15 protein-coding genes are annotated in these 19,503 nt (G+C 66.9%); 5 read left to right on the top strand and 10 right to left on the bottom strand.

Features of this window, described 5'->3' with window-relative positions:
* Positions 1-86 precede the first annotated feature (86 nt).
* The gene (locus tag OCUBac02_RS05250) at positions 87-2,486 is read right to left on the bottom strand and encodes a transketolase-like TK C-terminal-containing protein (protein WP_173043950.1); all 2,400 of its coding nucleotides are present in this window, start codon (positions 2,484-2,486) and stop codon (positions 87-89) included.
* Positions 2,487-2,878: 392 nt separating this feature from the next.
* On the opposite strand from OCUBac02_RS05250, the gene OCUBac02_RS05245 reads away from it, so the two are divergent.
* A complete protein-coding gene (locus OCUBac02_RS05245) occupies positions 2,879-4,300 on the top strand; it encodes an amidohydrolase (RefSeq protein WP_173043948.1) in 1,422 nt (473 codons plus the stop codon).
* Between the two features lie 150 nt (positions 4,301-4,450).
* Here OCUBac02_RS05245 and OCUBac02_RS05240 read toward each other — a convergent pair whose 3' ends face one another.
* Positions 4,451-4,729, bottom strand: coding sequence for a hypothetical protein (locus OCUBac02_RS05240; protein WP_173043946.1), 279 nt, complete (start codon positions 4,727-4,729; stop codon positions 4,451-4,453).
* Positions 4,730-5,008: 279 nt separating this feature from the next.
* On the opposite strand from OCUBac02_RS05240, the gene OCUBac02_RS05235 reads away from it, so the two are divergent.
* Positions 5,009-6,118, top strand: a complete 1,110-nt coding sequence (locus OCUBac02_RS05235) for an aminotransferase class I/II-fold pyridoxal phosphate-dependent enzyme (RefSeq protein WP_173043944.1) — start codon at positions 5,009-5,011, stop codon at positions 6,116-6,118.
* A gap of 152 nt (positions 6,119-6,270) precedes the next feature.
* Here OCUBac02_RS05235 and OCUBac02_RS05230 read toward each other — a convergent pair whose 3' ends face one another.
* From OCUBac02_RS05230 to OCUBac02_RS05220, 3 genes are read right to left on the bottom strand one after another with little or no spacing between them, the layout of a single operon-like run.
* Positions 6,271-7,224 carry an ornithine cyclodeaminase family protein gene (locus OCUBac02_RS05230; RefSeq protein WP_173043942.1) on the bottom strand — a complete coding sequence of 318 codons (954 nt, stop codon included), beginning with the start codon at positions 7,222-7,224 and terminating at the stop codon, positions 6,271-6,273.
* Positions 7,217-7,834: a helix-turn-helix transcriptional regulator gene (locus OCUBac02_RS05225; RefSeq protein ID WP_173043940.1), complete on the bottom strand. Its 618-nt coding sequence runs from the start codon at positions 7,832-7,834 to the stop codon at positions 7,217-7,219. The genes OCUBac02_RS05230 and OCUBac02_RS05225 overlap by 8 nt, the downstream gene beginning before the upstream one ends.
* Before the next feature lie 10 nt (positions 7,835-7,844).
* A complete protein-coding gene (locus OCUBac02_RS05220) occupies positions 7,845-8,960 on the bottom strand; it encodes an aminotransferase class I/II-fold pyridoxal phosphate-dependent enzyme (RefSeq protein ID WP_173043938.1) in 1,116 nt (371 codons plus the stop codon).
* 151 nt (positions 8,961-9,111) lie between these two features.
* Between OCUBac02_RS05220 and argH the strand changes: the two genes are divergently transcribed.
* From argH to OCUBac02_RS05205, 3 genes are all read left to right on the top strand, one after another.
* Positions 9,112-10,530, top strand: a complete 1,419-nt coding sequence (argH, locus tag OCUBac02_RS05215) for an argininosuccinate lyase (protein ID WP_244639106.1) — start codon at positions 9,112-9,114, stop codon at positions 10,528-10,530.
* A 202-nt stretch (positions 10,531-10,732) separates the two neighbouring features.
* A complete protein-coding gene (locus OCUBac02_RS05210) occupies positions 10,733-13,741 on the top strand; it encodes an aminotransferase class III-fold pyridoxal phosphate-dependent enzyme (protein ID WP_173043936.1) in 3,009 nt (1,002 codons plus the stop codon).
* Positions 13,742-13,828: 87 nt separating this feature from the next.
* Positions 13,829-14,779, top strand: a complete 951-nt coding sequence (locus OCUBac02_RS05205; RefSeq protein ID WP_173043934.1) for a LysR family transcriptional regulator — start codon at positions 13,829-13,831, stop codon at positions 14,777-14,779.
* Between the two features lie 7 nt (positions 14,780-14,786).
* On the opposite strand, the gene OCUBac02_RS05200 is transcribed toward OCUBac02_RS05205, so the two are convergent.
* Genes OCUBac02_RS05200 through OCUBac02_RS05180 form a run of 5 tightly spaced genes read right to left on the bottom strand, consistent with a single transcriptional unit; the run spans position 14,787 to position 19,495 of the window.
* On the bottom strand, positions 14,787-15,815 hold the full coding sequence (locus OCUBac02_RS05200; protein ID WP_244639105.1) for a serine hydrolase domain-containing protein: 1,029 nt from the start codon (positions 15,813-15,815) through the stop codon (positions 14,787-14,789).
* Between the two features lie 23 nt (positions 15,816-15,838).
* Positions 15,839-16,633, bottom strand: coding sequence for an ABC transporter ATP-binding protein (locus OCUBac02_RS05195; protein WP_173043932.1), 795 nt, complete (start codon positions 16,631-16,633; stop codon positions 15,839-15,841).
* Positions 16,630-17,496, bottom strand: coding sequence for an ABC transporter ATP-binding protein (locus OCUBac02_RS05190; protein ID WP_173043930.1), 867 nt, complete (start codon positions 17,494-17,496; stop codon positions 16,630-16,632). The genes OCUBac02_RS05195 and OCUBac02_RS05190 overlap by 4 nt, the downstream gene beginning before the upstream one ends.
* A complete protein-coding gene (locus OCUBac02_RS05185) occupies positions 17,489-18,421 on the bottom strand; it encodes an ABC transporter permease (protein ID WP_173043928.1) in 933 nt (310 codons plus the stop codon). Before OCUBac02_RS05185 ends, OCUBac02_RS05190 begins: the two co-directional genes overlap by 8 nt.
* Positions 18,422-18,424: 3 nt before the next feature.
* Entirely contained in the window at positions 18,425-19,495 is a 1,071-nt protein-coding gene (locus OCUBac02_RS05180) for an ABC transporter permease (RefSeq protein WP_173043926.1), read from the bottom strand.
* Positions 19,496-19,503 lie beyond the last annotated feature (8 nt).

Below are 19,503 nucleotides of genomic sequence, written 5' to 3'. Positions count from 1 at the left end.
CCCGCATCTGCGCAGCAGCACTACATGCCGCAGCGCGTGCGGGATGACACTCTTCACAAAGCGCGCGCTACCCTCCTGCGCCCTGCTTATTCCGGCAGCGCCCTGAGATAGCGCACCGGCCGCCCCGGCGCCGCCGCGTTCGCCGCATGCACAATCGCATTCGCGTCGATGCCGAAATGACGGTAGAGATCCGCCACCGTGCCGGTCTGGCCGAAATGCTCGACGCCGAGCGCCTTCTGCCGATGGCCATGGACGCTGCCGAGCCAGGCGAGTGTTGCCGGATGCCCGTCCAGCACCGAGACGATGCCGCAATCGCGCGAGAGCTCGCCGAGCAGCCGCTCGACATGGCTCGTCGCGGCATGGTTGCCGCGTTGGCGCGCCCGCTCAGCCGCCTGCCAGCCGGCATTGAGCCGGTCCGCCGAGGTGATCGCGAGCAGGCCGACATCGCGCCGGTCCTCCGAGAGCAACCCGACCGCCTCGATCGCCTCCGGCGCCACCGCACCGGTATAGGCGATCACGACCGAGGCGTTCGGGCCGGGCTTCCTGAGCCAATAGGCACCGTCGATGATGGCGCGCTCCAGCTCGGGCGTCATCGTCCGGCTCGGCTGCTCGACCTGCCGGGTGGAGAGGCGCAAGTAAACCGAGCCGCCGGTCTCGTCGCGCAACCAGGTGCGCTCGTCGGGATCACCCTCGCCGTCGCGCTGCATGTAGTCGAAGGACCAGCGCATCATCACCGCGAGTTCGTCGACGAAGCCCGGCTCGAAGGAGCAGAGCCCGTCCTGGCTCATGCCGATCAAGGGCGTCGCGATCGACTGATGCGCGCCACCCTCCGGCGCCAATGTCACGCCCGACGGCGTCGCCACCACCATGAAGCGCGCATCCTGGTAGCAGGCATAGTTCAGCGCATCGAGCCCGCGCGAGATGAAGGGATCGTAGAGCGTCCCGATCGGGATCAGCCGCTCGCCGAAGATCGAATGCGACAGGCCGAGCGCCGAGAGGTTGATGAACAGGTTCATCTCGGCGATGCCGAGCTCGACATGCTGGCCCTTCGGCGAGAACTCCCATTTCTGCATCGAGGGAATGCGCTCGTCCTTGAAGGTGTCGGCCATCGACGCCTTGGCGAAGAGCCCGCGCCGGTTCACCCACGGCCCGAGATTGGTCGAGACGGTGACATCCGGCGCCGTCGTGACGATGCGATCGGCCAGCGGCCCGCCCGTCTTGGCGAGATCGTCGAGCACCTTGCCGAAGCCCATCTGCGTCGACATCGAGGGCTGGATGCCGGCCTCCAGCTTCGCCGGCACCGGCAGCTTGGCCGCCGAGAAGCGCCGGCGCCCTTCCGAGAAGAACGGAACCTTGTCGAGGAAGGCCCGCATCTCGCTCTCCGGCAGACCGATACCCTCGAACAGATCCCATTCATGGCCGGGACGGACGCCATTCGCCTTGCGGAAGCTGTCGAGCTGCTCCTTGGTCATCAGCCCGGCATGGTTGTCCTTGTGCCCGGCGATCGGCAGCCCGAAGCCCTTCACCGTATAGGCTAGGAAGCAGACCGGCCGGTCATGATCGATCGCCTCGAAGGCTTCGAGGATGGACGGCAGGTCGTGGCCGCCGAGGTTGCACATCAGCTTGGAAAGCTCGGCGTCGGAGCGCTTCTCGATCAGCGTGGTCACCGGCCCCTGGTCGCCGAGATCGTCCATCAGGCGCTTGCGCCAGGCCGCGCCGCCCTGGAAGGTCAGGGCCGAATAGAGCTGGTTCGGGCAGGAATCGATCCAGGCCTTCAGCCGCTCGCCGCCCTTCTCCTTGAAGGCCGCCTGCTGCAGCGAGCCGTATTTCAGCGTGACCACGTCCCAGCCGAAATTGCGGAACATCGTCTCGAACCGGTCGTAGAGCCCCTCGCGGATCACCGCATCGAGCGACTGGCGGTTATAGTCGATGATCCACCAGGTATTGCGCAGGCCGTGCTTCCAGCCCTCCATCAGGGCTTCGAAGATATTGCCCTCGTCGAGTTCGGCATCACCGATCAGCGAGACCATGCGGCCTTCCGGCCGATCCTTCGCCCAGCCATGCGCCTTCACATAGTCCTGCGTCAGCGAGGAGAACAGGGTCTGCGCAACACCGAGGCCGACCGAGCCGGTCGAGAAATCGACATCGTCGATATCCTTGGTCCGCGAAGGATAGCTCTGCGCGCCCTTGTAGCCGCGGAAGTTTTCGAGCTTCTCGCGCGTCTGCAGGCCCATCAGATAGTTGATGGCATGAAAGATCGGCGAGGCATGCGGCTTCACCGCCACCCGGTCCTGCGGCTTCAGGGCGGCCATGTAGAGCGCGGTCATGATCGTGGCGAGCGAGGCCGAGGAGGCCTGGTGCCCGCCCACCTTCATGCCGTCGTCGTTCTGGCGGATGTGGTTGGCGTTGTGGATCGTCCACGAAGCCAGCCAGAGGATCTTCTTCTCCAGCTCGGCGAGAAACGGCAGGCGCGGATCTGTTGTCATGAATTTGGCCCGAACTCCCAGTGCCGCCGATCATGCACGGAAGTACCGGCAGAACGAGCCAAATTTCTGTGTCGACGCGCGCCGTTTTGGCGGTTTCCGCCATGGCGCCGCTGCCAGGCGACGAAATCCACCAATCATCGTTGGAAGCGCGCGTGATGGGCGTCATCCCGTGCGCGCTGCGGCATGCAATGCCGCTGCGCAGACACGGAACTGCGCGACAAGAGGGTGCCCCTTCTGAAAGCGGTCCCGTGTCTGCGCCGCAGCGTTTCACGCTGCAGTGCGCACGGGATGACAGGCGGCTCCGAGGGCCCCCCGCTTGTGAGCCACCATCGCCCCATGCCAGAAACCGGCACGGAAACGGGCCTAAAGCCCGCGCAGGAGGAGCTTTTCCGATGAGCAACAGCAAGGATGTCTGGCGTCGGATCGACGACAAGGCCCAGGCCTATTTCGGGCTCTCCGACCGCATCTGGCACATGCCCGAGCTGAACTATCAGGAGGTCCGCTCGGCCGCCGAGCACGGCGCCATGCTGGAGAGCGAGGGCTTCCGCGTCACCACGGGCGTCGCGGGCATTCCGACCACGGTGATCGGTGAAGCCGGCGAAGGCGGCCCGGTCATCGCGATCATGGGCGAGTTCGACGCCCTGCCCGGCCTGAGCCAGGAGGCCGGCGTCTCTACCGAGACCCCAGTCGAGAAGGGCGGCAACGGCCATGGTTGCGGCCATAACATGCTGGGCTCCGCCTCACTGCTCGCCGCTGCTGCGGTGAAGGACTATCTCGCAGCCAACGGATTGAAGGGCCGCGTGCGCTACTATGGCTGCCCGGCGGAAGAAGGCGGCTCGGCCAAGGGCTTCATGGTCCGCGCCGGCGCCTTCGACGATGTCGATATCGCTTTGTGCTGGCATCCGGCCTCGTTCAACGGCGTCAACCGCGCCTTCTCGCTCGCCTGCGTCGAGATCGAGTTCACCTTCTCGGGCCGTGCTTCGCATGCCGCCGCGGCACCCCATCTCGGCCGCTCGGCGCTCGATGCGGTCGAATTGATGCATATCGGCGTCAACTACATGCGCGAGCACATGCCTTCGACGGCGCGCGTGCATTACGCGGTCATCAATGCCGGCGGCATCGCTCCCAATGTCGTGCAGGCCACGGCAACGACGCGCCAGCTCATCCGCGCCGCCACACTCGGTGAGATGTGGGAACTCGTCGCTCGCGTGAAGAAGATCGCCGAGGGCGCTGCCCTAATGAGCGAGACCACCGTCGCGATCAAGCAGCTCTCGGGCGACGCGAACCTCGTCGGTAACCGCCCGCTGGAAGAGGCGATGCAGGCTAATCTACTGGCGCTGGGCGGCCCCGGCTTCGATGCCGCCGACCATGCCTTCGCCGCCAGGTTCCAGCAGACACTGAGCCCGCAGGACATCGCCGCCGCCTATGGCCGCTTCGACCTGAAGCCGAAGGAGGGCGAGGCGCTGAGCGACGAGATCTATCCGCTCGGCGCAGGCAACGACACCTCGGTCGGCTCGACCGATGTCGGCACGGTCAGCTGGGTCGTCCCGACCGTGCAGTGCCGCACCGCCTGCTATGCGATCGGCACGCCCGGCCATTCCTGGCAGCTCGTTGCGCAAGGCCTCGCCCCGGCCGCCCACAAGGGCCTCGCGCTTGCGGCCAAGGCCATGGCCGGCGTCGCCATGGACGTGCTGAACGATCCTGCCCTGCTCAAGGCGGCCAAGGACGAGTTCGCGGCCTTCCGCGCGAAGAACCCCTTCGCCAACCCGATCACGGACGATGTCGAGCCGCCGCTCGACATGGCCGCGCATTGAACGAGCTAAGCTAAGTCACACGACACGCGTCATCCCGGACGAAGCGAAGCGGAGATCCGGGATCCATGCCTGAACCGTTCCGGAATGGATTCCGGGTCTTCCTTCGGTCGCCCGGGATGACTCGCGTGTTTCGCTTGGAAACTAAAAATCCTAGCCGCCCTGCGGCCCGGACAGCTCGACACGGATCGTCGGCCGGGTCGCCTTGAACTCGGCGACGGCAGCAGAAGTCAGGTCCGAGACCGAGTCGGAGGCGCTCGACATCAGGCGCAGGATGATCCGTCCCAATCGGTCGCGGGCCTCGGACTCCAGCTCGGTATCGAGCCTTTCGTCATGCCCGATCGCAGCCCAGGCCCTGGCCTGGACGGCTTCTGCGACGAGCAATTCCTGGGAGTTCAGGACACCGGGAAAGCGGAAATTCGAGCTAGGCATCGGCGATTCAAACATGGCTGGCCAACGGATATAGGACGGCCTCGGTTCCCGGCAAGGCGAAGAGAAAATCCGCAGCCGGCTGCGCTGCCGACTCACCTTCAAAATTCCGTGCGACGAGGGTACTACGAAGCCAGGCAAACAGGCCTAGTGAACAAGAATTCCAAATTGGACTTATTGTCCAAATTTGCCTTGACCCACTCCTTCCCCGCCTGCACAGATGGCCGGCACAGCCTTGCCGCCCCCGGCGGCGAGCGACAGGCCGCAAGGCGGGAGGCTCGCGTGAAGTTCGACATTTTCCAGATGGAGCGGAACCAGACGCTCTTCGAGAACGACGTCGAGATCAACCTGACCGAGAGCGGCGTCCATCCCTGGTCGATCGAGGACATCCTCGGCGAACAGGCCGCGCGCGATCTGCTGAAGCAGCCGCTCGGCTATGGCTGGACCGATGGCCGGCCGGGCTTACGCGCCAACATCGCCTCCTGGTATCCCGGCGCCAGCGCCGCGAACGTGCTCGTGACCAACGGCTCCTCCGAAGCGACGATGATCGCGCTGATGGCACTGTTCGAGCCCGGCGACGCGTTGGTCTTCGCCCTGCCGAACTTCATGCAGATCGATGGGCTCGGCCGCGCGCTCGGCTTCGACATCCGCCGGCTGGAACTTTCCGGCGATGCCGACTGGCAGATCGGCCCGGCCCACCTAGCCAAGCTCGCGGCCGGCGCCAAGGCGATCGCCGTGACCAACCCGGCCAACCCGACCGGCAGCGTGCTCTCGGCGGCAAGCCGCGCCGCCCTCATTGAAGCAGCCAAGCGCAACGATGCCTGGCTTATGGTCGACGAGATCTATCGCGGCGGCGAGATCGACGGGGCCGAAACCGAGACGCTCTGGGGCAGCTATCCCAAGGTCGTCGTCACCTCCAGCCTGTCGAAATCCTTCGCCTGCCCCGGCCTGCGTCTCGGCTGGATCGTCGTTCCCGCCGAGGTCGTGGCGTCGGCGGCCGAGCGGCAGGATTACACCACGATCGGCAGCGGCATCCTCAGCCAGATCCTCGCGGAAGAGGTGATGCGCCCCGAAACGCGCGGCCGCCTGCTTGCGCGTGGCCGGGATCTGCTGCGCAGCAATGCCGATCTCGTCGCGCAATGGATGGCGCAACATAACGACTGGTCGTGGCGGCGGCCTCAGGCCGGCGGCATGGCCTTCCTGCGCTATCCGCTCGCCATGCCCTCGGAGGTCTTCTCGCAGAAGCTGCGCGAGGAGGAGAGCGTCTTCGTCGTCGCCGGAAGCTGGTTCGGCATCGAGAACCATATCCGCGTCGGCATCGGCGTCCCGACCGAGGTGCTCAGAGATGGGCTGGTTCGGATGGATCGCTTTCTAGCGCGGCAGAGGGGTTGAAAACGGCCCTCTGCCCCCTCCGATGTCATCCCGGGCGACCGCAGGGAGACCCGGGATTCCATGCCGGAGCCTTTATCGGACAAGCTCAGGAATGAATCCCGGGTCTTCGCTTCGCTCCGGCCGGGATGACGCCGTGTTGGACAAGAAAGCGGTCAGCGCCCCACCCCGTCCAGCACCACCCGCGCGATCGCGATATCCTGCACCGCGATCCCCGTGAGATCGGCGATGGTGATGTCCTCGTTCGAGCGCCGTGCCGGCACATCCCCGGCCAGCACCGCCCCCAGCTCGACGCAATCGCCCGCGTCGATCAACCCGACCTTGGCGGCGGCGGCGAACTCGCCATGGTCGAGGCTCTGCTCCAGCGAATCCGCGATCCTGACATCGGCGAGTGCGACCAGCGCCGTTTCCAGCTCCTGCTTGCCCGGCGCATCGGCACCGAGCGCGGTGATATGCGTACCCGGCCTGATCCAGTCGTCGCGGATGATCGGTGCGGCGGCCGGCGTCACGGTGATAAGCGCATCCGATTGCGCGCAGAGCGCCTCCAGCTCATTAACCGGCTCGACGACTATCCCCTCTCCGTCGATATCGTGCCTTAGCGCCTCCAGCTTCTCGGGCGAACGCGCCCAAACCGCAAAGCGCGGCTCGCGCTCGCGCAGCAGATGTGCGGCGGCGCGGATCTGGAACCGCGCCTGCGTGCCAGCGCCCACGATCCCGATCCGGCGCGCATCGGCCCGCATCCCGGCCCGCGTCGCAATGGCGCCGGCGAGCGCCGTCCTGAGATCGGTGAGCCAGCCCTCGTCGCGCAGGATCGCGACGACCGCGCCGGTCTCGGCCGAGAGCGCGATCATCATCCCGCTGGTCGTCGGCAGGCCCTTGGCCGGGTTGTCGTAGAAGCCCGTCGCAATCTTCACGACGAAGATGGCGTCGCCGGCGATATGGCCGAACTTGACGTGGCAATCGCCATTATGCGCGGGGAAGCCGAGATAGCCGACCGGCGGCATCTGCGCCTGCCCGGCGGCAGCGGCCTTGAACCCCTCCTCCAGCGCGACGAAGGCCCGGTCGAGATCGACGGCGGCCTCGATCTCCGCACGCGACAGGTCAAGCATCCGGGTTCTCGTTGGCCTGGTTGAGGTAGTTGTAGACGGTCGCGCGGGCGAGCCCGAGGATGCGCGAGATATAGGCGGCGGCATTGCGCCCGCCGAAGGCGCCGTTCGCGGCGAGGTCCGCCACCAGCTCGCGCTTCTCGGCGCGGCTGAGGCTGGTCACCGCGAGTCCGCGGCTCTGCGTCCATTGCTGAACGAACTCGTTGATGCGCTCGTGCCAGTCTTCCTTGAACAGGGCCTGCGGCTTCTCGACGCCGGCTGGCACAGTGGCGAAGGCCGAGAGCGTCTGCATCAGCGCATGGAACTGCGAAACGTCGACATTGATGCAGAGCACGCCGATCGCCTTGGTCCCGGTCGAGAGCACGATGCTGATCGATTTCAGCCGCCGCCCGTCCCAGTTCACCTTCTCATAAGGGCCGATGATCGTCTCGTTCGGGTCGAAGCCGATCTCGTCGAGCAGGGACGGCTCGCCCAGCACGCGCTGCGAGAAATTGCCGGCGATATGCACGACGCTCTGCGAGCCGAGGTCGTGCAGTACGACCTCGGCATGCGGCCGGAACAGCAGCGCCACCGCATCGCAGACCGGCAGGTAGGGGGCGAGTTCCGGCGTCATGCCCGCTCCGTCACCGCGGCTGCGACTTGAGATAGTCGCTCAGACGCTCCAGCCCCGCCGAGAGATGATCGCCGGGCGCGCCGATGCCGATGCGGATATAGCCGTCCATCCCGTAGACATCGCCCGGCAGCAGCATGATGCCACGCTCCTCGCGCAGACGGTGCACCAGCTCGGTCGAGTTCATCGAGTGGCTGTATTTGATAAAGGCCATGCCCCCGGCCCTGGGCGGCACGAACGAGAAGAACTCCTCGTTCGCCTTCACCCAGTTCGTCAGCAGCGTGAGGTTTTCCCGCAGGATGGTCTTGCTGCGCTGCAGGATCTCGGCGCGTTTGGCCGGCTGCACGACGATGCGGGCGATGTGCTCGCTCAGCGCGCTCGTGGTGATCGAGGTGTAGTCCTTGTTCTGCCAGGCCGTGTAGATGTCCTTGGCCGGTCCGACCAGCCAGCCGATGCGCAGGCCGGGCAGCGCCATCGCCTTGGAGAGGCCGCTGGTGATGATCGCCTTCTCGTAGAGGTCTGCGAAGCTGGGCGGCTCGTCGGTTTCGAGCTCGGCGCCCTTGTAGACCTCGTCGGCATGGAGGTAGCAGCCCTGCTTCCGGGCGATCTCCACCAGCGCGTCCATCGTCTCGCGCGAGAGCAGGCTGCCCGTCGGATTGTTCGGGTTGCAGATCGTCATCAGCTTGGTCCGCGGCGTGATCGCCCGGCGGACCTCGTCGAGATCGGGCGTCCAACCCAGCTCCTCGCGCAGCTTCACTTCCTTGACGGTCGCGCCGATCGCCCGCGCCCAGCCCCAGATCTGCAGGTAGTTCGGCACGAACACGACGATCTCGTCGCCCGGCTCGATCAACGACATCACCATCAGGAAATTGGCTTCGGCCGAGCCGTTGGTGACGATCACCTCGTCCGAGGTCCGGTTGCGGTAGAGCTTGGCGATATCCTCACGTAATTCGACCGCACCATTGGTCCAGCCATAGCCGAGCTCGACCTCCATCAGCTTCGCGCGCTCATCCGCGCTGAGCAGTTCGTTCAGCGAATAGGGATGGACGCCGCTATCCGAGAGATTGAACTCGACGGTGTTCTCGTAGAGCGACTGGATCCGCTCCAGTGTGAATTCTTCGATCTTCATGCTGCCCATCCCGCGGCGACTGATCCGCCGCATATGTCTGCGAGTATGATGGGCATGATTTGGACGTCAAGGTCGATTTTGGAATTTACAGTCCAAGTACCGATTGCTATCCCTTGGCGATCACGTCACAGCCGCTCCCGGAGAGCCCATCATGTCCGACCAGAACCCCGGTGCCAACAAGATGTGGGGCGGCCGCTTCACCACCGCGCCGGCCGATGTGATGCGCAGGATCAATCCCTCGATCGGCTTCGACTACCGGCTTTATCGGCAGGACATCGCGGCGTCCAAGACCCATGCCGCCATGCTCGCCCGCCAGGGCATCATCGCCGGCGCCGACAACGAGCGCATCCAGGCCGGACTCGATCAGATCCGCGGCGAGATCGACCGCGGCGAGCTGCAGTTCAGCATCGATCTCGAGGACATCCACATGAACGTGGAGGCGCGCCTCAAGGAGATCATCGGCGAGCCGGCCGGGCGCCTGCACACGGCCCGCAGCCGCAACGATCAGGCCGTCACCGATGTCCGCCTCTGGATGCGCGACGCGATCGACGCTCTCGACGGCACCATCCGCGACTTGCAGCAGGCCCTGATCGAGCGCGCCAGCGAGCATGCCGGGACGATCATGCCAGGCTTCACCCATATGCAGGTCGCCCAGCCCGTCACCTTCGGCCACCATCTCATGGCCTATGTCGAGATGTTCGGCCGTGATCGCGAGCGTCTCGCCGGCGCGCGCCAGCGCACCAATGTCTCGCCCCTCGGCGCTGCCGCGCTCGCCGGCACCGCCTTCCCGATCGACCGTCAGTTCACAGCGGCCGAACTCGGCTTCGCCCGGCCGACCGAGAACTCGATGGATTCGGTCGGCGCGCGCGACCATATCTGCGAACTGCTGTTCTGCTGCTCGATGCTGGCCGTGCATCTCTCGCGCCTCAACGAGGAGATCTCGCTCTGGTGCAGCGACGGCTTCCGCTTCATTGCGCTGTCGGACGCCTTCACCACAGGCTCCTCGATCATGCCGCAGAAGCGCAACCCGGACGCGGCCGAGCTGGTGCGCGGCAAGACCGGCCGCGTCGTCGGTTCGCTCACCGCCATGCTGGTAATGGTCAAGGGCCTGCCGATGACCTTCATGAAGGACATGCAGGAGGACAAGGAGCCGATGTTCGACGCGCTGGAGACGGTCGAACTCTGCGTCGCCGCCACCACCGGCATGGTCCGCGACCTCACCGTGCGGCCCGAGGGCATGCGCGCCTTCCTCGAACGTGGCTTTCCGACCGCAACCGACCTCGCCGACTGGCTGGTGCGCGAGGCCGGCATCCCCTTCCGCGACGCCCATCACATCACAGCCCGCGTCGTCGCGCTGGCCGAGGCGAAGGGCTGCACCTTGCAGGCGCTCGACCTCGACGCCATGCGCTCGGTCGATCCGCGCATCGGCGCGGCGGTCTTCGAAGTGCTGGCCCCGGAGCACTCCGTCCGCAGCCGCCGCAGCTATGGTGGCACCGCGCCCGACACGGTGCGCGAGGCGATCGAGCGGGCGAAGCAGCGTTGGCTGTCCAACGAACCGATCCAAAGCTGAATTGTAATTCCGGGGCTTCGCGTAGCGAAGAACCCGGAATGACAAGCGCCCTCGCCCCACGCAACCCGGCAGCCGCTGTCCCGCAATCTTTGCGGGGTCCAACCGGCTGCCTTTCTGGCTATGGATGACGGCGCCGGTCGATTCGACCGGGCCTGAGCAAACGAGCGCGGAGCCACCGCAGCTCCGTCGCGGGGGAGAGATAATGGAACATGTCTGGTTGCGTGGGGTTGCCGAGCAGTTCGGCATCGCTGGCGGGCTGCGCCAGCTCGGCGGCGAATACGACCTCAACTTCCGCGGCCGGACCAGCGAGGGCGACGTCATCGTCAAGGCGATGCGCCCGCAGGGCGAACCCGCCCTCGTCGACCAGCAATGTGCCGCGATCAATCACGCGCTCGCCACCGATCCGACGCTGCCGCTGCCGCGTCTTCTCCCCGCCGAAGGCGGGCGCTTCTGGCAGGACGTGCCGGACGCCCAGGGCCAGCAGCGCATGGTCTGGGTCCAGCGGGCGTTTACCGGCATTCCGATGGGCGAAGCCGGGCCGCAGCCGCCCGCCGTCCTCACCGAGCTCGGCGCCCTGACCGCGCGTCTCGATCTCGCGCTCCGCGACTTCAAGGTCACCGCTGCTCCGGACGCCGCGAAATGGGACCTGACCGAAGCCGGCTGGATCAAGCCGCATCTCGACGTGCTGGAAGGCGCGCGCCGCACGCTCGTGGCCGGCATTGTCGCCGGCTTCGAGGCGCTCAAGCCCGCGCTCGACAGGCTGCCGCGTCAGACCATCCATAACGACCTCAACGACTTCAACATCCTCGTCGAGCCACGCCTCGGCGGGCCCGCCCGCATCAGCGGCCTGATCGATTTCGGCGACATGACCCATGGCCCGCGCGTCTGCGAGATCGCCATCGCCGCGGCTTACGCCATCCTCGACCACGAGGCGCCGGAAGCGGCGCTCGCCGCCTTCGTCGCCGGCTATCACGGCGTCTCGCCGCTCGGCGCCGAGGAGATCGGCCTGATCTGGCCGCTCGTCCGCATGCGCCTCGCCGTCAGCGTCGTGAACTCGACGATCGAAGCCAAGGGTCGCCCGAACGACCCCTATGTCACCATCTCGCAGGCCCCCGCCTGGCGCCTTCTCGAAAACCCCGCCATCGACGGCGAGTTGATGGGCGCGCGCCTGCGCAATGCCTGCGGCCTGCCGGTCACCGACGCTGCCGGCCGCATCGCGAGCTGGATCGCCGCGCAGCGCGGCAGCTTCGCGCCCGTGCTCGGCCGTGCGCTCGACGGTTTGCCTGTCGGCTCGCTCGGCATCGCCGAGGCGACGATCCCGCAGAACCCGTTCGAGCTGCGCGCCGACGAGGCCCGCAATCTCGGCGCCGGGCTCGGCATCACCTCGGAATGGTGGCTCGGCCAATATGGCGAGCCGCGGCTGGTCTACACCGACAAGGCTTTTCGCAAGGGCCGTTGGCTCGCCTCGAACCGCCGCACCATCCATATGGCCGTCGATGTCTTCGCGCCGGCGGGGGAGCCAGTCCGCGCCCCCTTGGCCGGCAAGGTCGCGCTGGCGGAGAACCGCAAGGGCCATCTCGATTATGGCGGCGTCGTCATCCTCGAGCACCGCACGCCCGCCGGCGACGTCTTCCATACGCTCTACGGCCATCTCGCGGCGGACGGCGCAACAAAGCTCAAGCCCGGCCGGGAGATCGCGGCGGGCGAGGCTTTCGCGAAGCTCGGCCCGGCCGAGGAGAATGGTGGCTGGGAGCCGCATCTGCATTTCCAGCTCGCGCTGACGCTGGACGGCATGGGCCATGACTGGCCGGGCGTCGCCGATCCCGACGATTGGGCGCTCTGGCAGGCGATCTGCCCGAACCCCGCAGCCCTCCTCAACCTGCCCGACGAGGTCGTCGCCTATCAGGCGATCGACGAGGCCGCGCTGCTGGCCGAGCGCAAGGCCCGTTTCGGCGCCAATCTCAAGCTCAGCTACAAGAAGCCGGTCACCTTCCTGCGCGGCTGGCGCCACCATCTCTTCGACGCGATGGGGCGGCCCTATCTCGACGCCTACAACAACGTGCCGCATGTCGGCCACGCCCATCCGCGCATCCGCAAGGTGGCGATGGACCAGCTCGCGCGGATGAACTCCAACACGCGCTATCTGCACCCGGCGCCGATGGGTCTGGCCGAGCGCCTGACCGCCAAGCTGCCCAAGGAATTGGAGGTCTGCTTCTTCGTCAATTCCGGCTCGGAGGCGAACGAACTGGCGCTGCGCCTCGCCCGTGCGGCGAGCGGCGGCTACGACATCGTCACGCCCGATCACGGCTATCACGGCAACACCACCGGCGCGATCGACATCTCCGCCTATAAGTTCAACAAGCCGAACATGGGCGGACGCAAGCCCTGGGTGCAGCTCGTCGACGTCGCCGACGACTATCGCGGCCGCTTCCGCCGCGACGACGCCGACCGGGCGCTGCACTACGCCCAGCAGGTCGACGGCGCGCTCGCAGCCATCGCGGAACGCGGCGGCAAGGTCGCCGGCTTCATCGCCGAGACCTTCCCGAGCGTCGGCGGCCAGATCATCCCGCCGCCCGGCTATCTCGCGGCGGTCTATGAGCGCATCCGCGCCGCCGGCGGCATCTGCATCGCCGACGAGGTCCAGACCGGGCTGGGGCGCCTCGGCGACTATTATTTCGGCTTCGAGCAGCAGAATGTGCAGCCGGATATCGTCGTGCTCGGCAAGCCGCTCGGCAACGGCCACCCCATCGGCGCCGTCATCACCACCCGCGCCATCGCCGAGCGCTTCGCGGAAGGCCCGGAATATTTCTCGACCTTCGGCGGCTCGAACCTCTCCTGCCGGATCGCCTCGGAAGTGCTCGACATCGTCGAGGAGGAGGGACTTTCGTCCAATGCCAAGGCGATGGGCGACAAGCTGCTCGCCGGCATGCGCGAACTCTCGAAGGATTATCCTAGCGTCGGCGACGTGCGTGGCATCGGCCTCTTCCTCGGGTTGGAGCTGGTCACGGATCGCGAGACGCTGGAGCCTGCGACCGATGCGGCGGCCCATGTGATGAACCGCCTGCGCGACATGCGCGTCCTCGTCGGACGCGAGGGACCGGCCGACAACATCCTCAAGATCCGCCCGCCGCTGACGGTCGGCACCGACGATGTCGAGATGATCCTCGACCGGCTCAGGATCTGCCTGCGCGAGGTCGAGGCGACGCGCTAGCCTCTCGCCCCATCGCCATGCCCCTGCCCGCTTCTGGCGTGGCCGGGGCGGTCATGGCATCCTTCCCGGCACTTGGAGGATGCGGCGATGGAGCTGAAATGGCTGGAGGACGTGCTGAGCCTGTCGAGCACGCTCAGCTTCTCGCGCGCCGCTCGTGAGCGCAACATCACGCAATCGGCCTTGAGCCGCCGGGTCAAGCAGCTCGAGGATTGGCTCGGCTCGCCGCTCTTCGACCGCAGCAGCTATCCGATCCGTCTCACCGAGGCGGGCCGGACCTTCCTGCCGCGTGCTCAGGAAATCCTGCGGCAGGTGCAGGGCGCGCGGCAGGAGCTGCGCCAGATGCACGAGATCGCCACGGAAACGCTGATCTTCTCGACGCTCAACACCCTGTCGCTGACCTATTTTCCCGGCCTCATCCGCCGTATGGAGGAGAGGCTCGGCCCGCTGAAGACGCGGTTCTGCGAACAGCGTTCCTCCTTCGACGGCAATGTCGCGCTGCTCGATCGGGGCGAATGCGACTTCCTGCTGACCTATGCCCATGAGGCCGTGCTGCCGGAGCTCGACCCCGAGCGTTTCACCCATCGCCGGCTCGGCGCCGAACGGGCGATCCCGGTCTCGATCCCCGACGGCAGCGGCGAGCCGCTCCATGCCTTCCGCAGCGGCGATGCGCCGGTGCGCCTGCTGAGCTATGGCAGCTCGACCTTCTTCGCGCGGCGCCTCGCCCAGCTCTTCGCCGAGCGGCCGACGCCGCTCGTCACCGTCTACGAGAACCCGATGTCCATCGGCCTCAAGGCCATGGTTCTGGCCGGACGCGGCGTCGCCTGGGTGCCGGAGAGCCTGATCGTCGAGGAATTGCGCAGCGGCCAGCTCGTGCCGGCGGCCGACACCTCGTGGTACATCACCGCCGAAATCCGGCTCTATCGGCCACGGCAGCAGGGCCGCCTCCCCGTCGAGCAGTTCTGGACGGCCCTCGGCGAGAGCGGCCTGCCGGCCAGACCGCAAGGCGCTGCCCGCGCGCCCGTGGCGGCGATCGCCTGACGCATCCTCAGCCCGGCTTGCGCGCTTCGAGAACGAGGCGCAGCAGGCGGCCGAAAGCGAAGCGGTTCACCTCCATGCCCTTGATGTCGGTGTCGACGCGGTGGACGATCACCAGGTCGAGCGAGGGGATGACGAGGCAATACTGCCCGCCCACGCCCTGCGCGCTGTAGCTGCCGGCCGGCAGCACGACGCCGGGAAAGCCCGCACCGGAGCGCTCGGTCCACCACATATAACCGTAGCCGCCGCGCGGCCCGGCATCGGAGAGCGGCAGCACGCTGGTCGCGACCCAGTTGGCCGGCACGACCTGCTCGTTCTGCCAGCGGCCCTGCCGCAGGAACATCAGGCCGAAGCGGGCGAGATCGCGCGTCGACATCCGGAACGGATAGGCGGGATGAAACGAGCAATCGTCCGGTTGCAGCCAGCCGTCGCGGCGCTCGTCGTCGAGGCGGAAATCCTCCAGACCGAGCGGGCGGCCGATCCGCGCCAGGAAATCGTCATGGATGCCGGCCCCCGTCAGCGCCGTGAAGATCGTCCCCAGCGCGTTGAAATCCCAGTTGTTGTACAGCCAGAAGGCACCGGGCGGCTGCGAATGGCGCGGCGGCTTGATCGACTTCATCCAGAGCGATTCATAGCCCGCCGGGTGGAAGATGCCCGAGCGCGCCGTCAGCAAATCGTAGATCGTCGCCGCCTTCTCGCGCTCACTCAGGCCTTCCTTGTCGTCGATGCCGAGATCGGCGAGCGTCCGCGACAGGTCGATCCGGCCCTCCTCCTCATGGATGCCAATGAGCGCGCTGAGGAAGCTCTTGCGGACGGAATGGCACTGATAGCGATGGGCGAGATCGCCGCGGCTCGCCACCACGCGCCCGCCCTGCACGATCATCAGCGTCGCGGTCGAGATCGTATCGGCATAGCGCCAGGCGCGGTCGAGCCCCTCGCGCGACCAACCGGCCGCCTCCGGCGCGACGCTCTCCCAGCCATGCGCCGGCCAATGCTCCGCCCCCGGGGCTGCGCCCATGATCCCTGCCTCATCCATCATCTGGTTCTCCGCAGCCCGTCCGCTCACGCGATCGGGCGATAGCCCACGCTCGCCTCGAGAAATTCGCGCGTATAGGGCTCCCGCGCGCGGCCGGCCCGGACGTCCGTCGCGCTCATCTCCTCGAGGATGCGGCCCTCGCTCATCATCGCGACCCGCTCGCACAGATGCGTCACGACCGCGAGATCGTGGCTGACCATCAGATAGGTCAGGTCGCGGTCGCGCCTGAGCTGCTTCAGCAGGTTGAGGATTTCCGCCTGCACGGAGACGTCGAGCGCCGAGGTCGGCTCGTCCAGCAGCAGCAGTTCCGGCTCGATGATGAGCGCACGCGCGATCGCGACGCGCTGGCGCTGCCCGCCCGAGAGCTCGTGCGGAAAGCGGTAGCGGAAGGAGGGCCCGAGACCGACGGCGGTGAGGATCTCGTCGATGCGCTCCTGCGTCCGGTCGAAGCCGTGGATCTTCAGCGGCTCGGCCAGCACGTTCTGCACCATCTTGCGCGGGTGCAGCGAAGCATAGGGGTCCTGGAACACCATCTGCACGCGGCGGAAGAACGCCTTGTCGCGCTTGTGCGGCACCTCACGGTCATGGAAGGCGACCCTGCCACCATACTCGCTGTTCAAGCCCGCGAGCGCGCGCAGCACGGTCGACTTGCCGCAGCCGGACTCACCGATCAGGCCGAAGGCCTCGCCGTGAAGAAGCGTGAAGGATACGTCGTCCACCGCCTTCAGCGCCGAGGCTCCGCGGCCGAAGACGACAGAAAGATGGTCGACCGTGAGGGCCGCCGGACGGTTCGCGGCCATGGCCGGATCGCTCGCATTCATGCCCGGCTCCCGCTCTGCAAGGTCGGCCCGTCCAGCCAGGACGGATCGCGGCTCGGCACCTGTAGCATGTCGGCCGGCCGGTCGAGCCGCGGCAGGCTGTCGAGCAAGGCGCGGGTATAGGGATGACGCGCATTGCGCAATTCGCGCGCCGGGATGTCCTCCATGATCCGCCCGGCATACATCACCAGCACGCGGTCGCAGAAATCCGCCACGAGATTGAGGTCGTGGCTGATGAAGATCAGCCCGGCGCCGCGCCGCGTCACCAGCTCGTCCAGAATGCTCAACACCTGCCGCCGGATGGTGACGTCGAGCGCCGAGGTCGGCTCGTCCGCGATGATCAGGTCCGGCTCCGGGATCAGCATCATCGCGATCATGATGCGCTGACCCATGCCCCCGGAGACTTCGTGCGGATAGAGCCTGAAGACGCGGGCGGGGTCGCGGATCTTCACCGCCTCCAGCATGGCGAGCGCTTTCACTTCCGCCTCCTTGCCGCCGACCTTGTGGTGCAGGCGATAGGCCTCGGTGATCTGCTCGCCGACCCGCATCAGCGGATTGAGCGAGAACTTGGGGTCCTGCAGGATCATCGAGATGCGGTTGCCCCGGATGGTCCGCATCTGGCGTTCGCTGGCGGCGAGCAGGTCGATCCCGTCGAAGGACAGCTTCTTGGCTTCAATCGTCGCCGCCTTCGGTGTCAGCTTCAGGATCGTGCGCCCGGTCAGCGACTTGCCGGAGCCGGATTCGCCGACGATACCGACCTTTTCGCGGCCGACGCTGAAGGAGATGCCGCGCACCGCCTGCACCGTGCGATGCGCGCCCTTGAAGGTGACGGAGAGGTCCTCGACCTCGAGCAGCGGCTTATCCATGGCGAGGGTCCAGGATGTCGCGCAGGCCGTCGCCGAACAGGTTGAAGGCCAGGCTGGTGATCAGGATGGCGAGGCCGGGAATGCCGGCGATCCAGCCATTGGTCAGGATGAACTCGCGGCCCGACGCCAGCATCGCGCCCCATTCCGGGCTCGGCGGCTGCGCGCCGAGACCCAGGAAGCCGAGGCCGGCCGCCGTCAGGATGATCGACGCCATGCTCAGCGTGATGCGCACCACGACGGAGGGAATGCACATCGGCACGACATGGCCGAGGATGATCCTGAGCGGCGACGCGCCCTGCAGGCGGACCGCCGCGATATAGTCGGACTTGCGGATCGACAGCGTCTCGGCCCGCGCCAGCCGCGCGATCGGCGGCCAGGCGGCAAGCGCGATCGCGATGATCGCATGATCGATGCTGGGCCCCAGCGCCGCGACGAAGGCGAGCGCCAGCACCAGGCTCGGGAAGGCCAGGAAGATGTCGACGATGCGCATCAGCACGGTATCGACCCAGCCGCCGAGATAGCCGGAGGTGGTGCCGACGATCAGCCCAAGCGGCGCTGCGATCACAGCCGTCAGCATGGCGATGTAGAGCGTGATCCGCGCGCCGAAGACCAGCCGGCTGAAGATGTCGCGGCCGAGCTCGTCGGTGCCGAACCAATGCGCAGCCGAAGGCCGTTGCAGCCGGTTCGTCAGATCCTGCGCGTAGATGTCATGCGTCGCGATCAAGGGGGCGAACAGCGCCGCCACGACGATCACGACGATGATGGCGAGGCCGAGCATGGCGGCAGGGTTGCCCCTGAGCCGCCACCATTTCAGCGACAATTGCTGCATCCGCGCCTGGAAGGGCGAGGACGGAACGGGCGCCGCGAGCCAGGCCCGGAAGCCCCGCCCGCCGGCCTGGTCGATGGGTTGTGGTGCCGTGGCCATGTCTCAGCGGGTCCGTGGGTCGAAGACCCGGTAGAGCAGATCGCACAACAGGTTGAGCGTGACGAAGATGACGCCGACCAAAAGCGTGCAGCCGACGACCGCGTTCATGTCGCCGGCGAGCAGCGCATTGGTCAGGTAGCGGCCGAAGCCCGGCCAGGCGAAGACGGTCTCGGTCAACACCGCACCTTCGAGCAGGAAGGCATAGGACAGCGCGACCACGGTCAGCACCTGCACGGCGATGTTGCGGAAGGCATGGCCCCAGACGGTGCGCGCCCAGGACAGGCCCTTCACGCGCGCCGTCACCACATATTCCTGCCCGAGCTGCTCCATCATGAAGCTGCGGGTCATCCGGCTGATATAGGCGAGCGAGCTGAAGGCCAGGATCGAGGCCGGCAGGATGATGTGCGACACGGCATTGGCGAACATCTCCCAGTTGCCGGCGAGCAGGCTGTCGATCAGCAGGAAGCCGGTGACGGGTTCGAGGTCGAACTCGTAGGTGAAGTCGATGCGGCCGGGCCCGCCGACCCAGCCCAAAGTGGCGTAGAACAGCACCAGCCCCATCAGGCCGAGCCAGAAATTCGGCGCGGAATAGCCGATCAGCCCGACGATCCGCACGACCTGGTCGAGCAGGGATCCGCGATACATCGCCGAGAGCACGCCGAACGGAATGCCGAGGCTGGTGCCGATCACGATCGCCACGCTTGCGAGCTCGATCGTCGCCGGGAAGACGCGGGCGATATCCCCCATCACCGGCTTGCCGGTGGTCAGCGCCATCCCGAAATCGAGATGCAGCACGCCCCAGATATAGCGGCCGAACTGGACATAGAGCGGCTGGTCGAGACCGAGCTGCTTGTACATCGCCTGATAGGCTTCCTGGGTCACGTTGTCGCCGAGCACGGCGACGACGGGATCGAGCGGCAGCAGGCGGCCGATGAAGAAGGTCAACGCCGCCAGCCCGAGGAGGGTGACGGCGAAGGAGGCGAGGGTCCGGCCGGAGGCCTTGACCCAGGACGGGAGGATAGCCCGTCCCGGATCGCTGCTCAGGCCCGGCGCCGCGGTCGCGGTTCGGGACATCGCGGCGG

Origin of the sequence: Bosea sp. ANAM02 (genome assembly GCF_011764485.1) — a bacterium.
Classification (GTDB): Bacteria; Pseudomonadota; Alphaproteobacteria; order Rhizobiales; family Beijerinckiaceae; genus Allobosea.
The sequence above is the reverse complement of the archived record's forward strand: the minus strand, read 5'-3'. Positions and strand labels throughout refer to the sequence as shown.